Source organism: Mesorhizobium sp. M4B.F.Ca.ET.089.01.1.1, from assembly GCF_004022605.1.
GTDB classification, from domain to species: Bacteria; Pseudomonadota; Alphaproteobacteria; order Rhizobiales; family Rhizobiaceae; genus Mesorhizobium; species Mesorhizobium abyssinicae.
Genome location: NZ_RZOS01000678.1, coordinates 1 through 2,191 on the forward strand (window position 1 = coordinate 1; position 2,191 = coordinate 2,191).

The window sequence follows — 2,191 nt, forward strand, 5'->3', positions numbered from 1 at the left end:
TCTCCCGGCCATCCCCTATGTAGGTAATTTTCCCGCCACGTCGAGAGACGCCACAATTCTCGACAAAAGCGTTTAAGCGTCTTTCGCGCGGGCGAGCAAGCGGAAAGAACAAAGGCCGAACACGCTCCTGACAAAGCGGTGTGGAAATCCGGTCTCGACTTGACCTGGACGTAACCTCCCGGCGATCACATTTTTCGGTAATCGGCTATTCGATGGTTGACGTCTCCGAGCGAGGGGAGCAGTGTCCACAGGTCCAACGGAGCCGGCTGTCTTTCGATGGCCTCGCCGCCCAAAGGTGGCCTGCGAGACGCCGCAGGTTTTGCGATTTGCGCTCTGGACGACAATTGTCGCAACGGACCCAGGAGCGGAGCATGACGCCACCGGACAGTCCCTTGAGGCTCCACACCAAGATGGAGCCGCGGCGGGCATAAGTGCCAGGGCAGGCGTGAGCGTCAGCCCGACAAACCGTGACCTGTCGAATCCTCACAATTAGAGACGATAGTCGGATCGTCGGCTGAATGCCGCGATGCATCCGAAATCAAACGCCGGCAGAACACTCCCGGCAAGTTTGGATTTCAAATCCAGAAAAGCCCCGTCCGTTTTGCGGAAGCAACGGCGGGGCTGTTCGTTTGCGCAAGCACGCTACACCCCCATTGCCATTGGAAGCATTGGAATCGCAGTCTAGGCAGCGAAGCGCCCGGACGGTAGCCGGCTAGTGGCCCGGCGGCCTGATCCCGCCCGTCGCCATGTCGATGGTTATACTGCCGGAAATCCTGACATCGGTATCGCCGATCTTGAACTGGCCGTTGCCGCCGGCGGGCAGCGCGTCGTCGGGTTCGGGCTGCGGGGCAGGCTTGGCGATGCGATAGTCGCTGCTGACGCCGGGCAGCGCGCCCTTCTGCGTCGCGCTGTCATCGGCGACGGCGGCGCCCGCCAGCACGCACGCGATCGCCACGATTCCCAGGAGTGTGGAAGAATGCTTGCCAATCATTGCCGGACTATAGGGTCGGCACGGCAGCGATGCCAGATCGCACGCGATCAAATTGCCGCGCGCCGGCCATTCCTTCACGCGGCCTTCTTGCGGGTGTCGCAGACATGGTCGACGAGGCCCCAGGCCTTCGCCTCCTCGGCAGTCATGAAATAGTCGCGGTCGAGCGTGCGCTCGACCTCCTCGTAGGCCCGGCCGCAATGATGCGCATAGAGCTCGGTCATGCGCCGCTTGGTGCGCATGATGCCTTCGGCGTGACGCTGGATGTCGGAAGCCTGACCCTGGAAGCCGCCCAGCGGCTGATGCAGCACGATGCTGGAGTTGGGCAGCGCGATGCGGCGCCCCGGCTCGCCCGCCATCAGTAGGAAGGACGCCATCGAGGCGGCAAAGCCCATGCACACCGTCGACACGGGGCAGGAGATGTAGCGCATCGTGTCGTAGATGGCGAAGCCGCTGGTCACCACCCCGCCAGGCGAGTTGATGTAGAGCGATATCTCCTTGTCGGGATTGTCGGATTCCAGCGACAGGAGCTGCGCGCAGACCAGCGCCGACATGCCGTCGTTGATCTCTCCGTTGATGAAGATGATGCGCTCGCGCAGCAGCCGCGAGAAGATGTCGAAGGCGCGTTCGCCGCGGCTCGACTGCTCGATCACCATCGGCACCAGATTGGCAAGCCCGCTCATCTCGTTTCTCCCTTGCTCAGGCCGCGCGCCGCAACAGCGGCGCATTCGCCGCGATCGCGCGTCCTGCGCCTTGCGCGTTGAAAGCGAGCCGGCAGCCGGCGCCAGCCATGACGACGGCGGGTGTGCGGGCGAAGCCGTCATGGAAGATGCGCAGATGCGTGCCGCCGGAAACCGTGCGGGCAAGCGTGAAGGTGACGATGCTGTCCAATGCTGGAAGCTTGTCTGCATCGTCGGCACCGGGCCGCTCGCGCCACGAATAGCGCAGCAGTCGTCCAGGCTCGGCTTCAAGGACTTCGCATTCGATCGGCGCCTCGGGTCCGGCAAAGGCGAAACGGCTGCCCACTTCAGGCGTGATGTCGTTCGGCATCATCCAGGCCGCCAGCAGTTCCGGTTCGGTCAGCGCGCGCCAGACCTTCTCCGGCGGATCGGCAAGCTCGCATTCGAAGTCGAGCGGCGCTTCGGCAGGAGGACGTTCCGTCATTGGTCCATTCCCTTCAGAACTGTCTTCAGTTTCTCGATG

At 63.2% G+C, this 2,191-nt stretch carries 3 protein-coding genes; all 3 read right to left on the reverse strand.

The features are described from left to right. Positions 1–712: 712 nt before the first annotated feature. The 3 genes from EN780_RS32560 to EN780_RS32570 all read right to left on the reverse strand — a co-directional run bounded on the left by EN780_RS32560 (position 713) and on the right by EN780_RS32570 (position 2,152). The gene (locus EN780_RS32560) at positions 713–991 is read right to left on the reverse strand and encodes a hypothetical protein (RefSeq protein WP_128276324.1); all 279 of its coding nucleotides are present in this window, start codon (positions 989–991) and stop codon (positions 713–715) included. A 74-nt stretch (positions 992–1,065) separates the two neighbouring features. Beyond that, positions 1,066–1,671 (reverse strand): ATP-dependent Clp protease proteolytic subunit, encoded by a 606-nt coding sequence (locus EN780_RS32565; RefSeq protein WP_128276322.1) that lies wholly within the window; start codon positions 1,669–1,671, stop codon positions 1,066–1,068. 16 nt (positions 1,672–1,687) lie between these two features. Beyond that, positions 1,688–2,152: an SRPBCC domain-containing protein gene (locus EN780_RS32570; RefSeq protein WP_128276323.1), complete on the reverse strand. Its 465-nt coding sequence runs from the start codon at positions 2,150–2,152 to the stop codon at positions 1,688–1,690. Positions 2,153–2,191 lie beyond the last annotated feature (39 nt).

What these genes read in the sequence shown, in the direction of transcription:
- EN780_RS32560 (WP_128276324.1), bottom strand. Translation starts at nt 991, where the DNA reads ATGATTGGCAAGCATTCTTCCACACTCCTGGGAATCGTGGCGATCGCG.
- EN780_RS32565 (WP_128276322.1), bottom strand. Translation starts at nt 1,671, where the DNA reads ATGAGCGGGCTTGCCAATCTGGTGCCGATGGTGATCGAGCAGTCGAGC.
- EN780_RS32570 (WP_128276323.1), bottom strand. Translation starts at nt 2,152, where the DNA reads ATGACGGAACGTCCTCCTGCCGAAGCGCCGCTCGACTTCGAATGCGAG.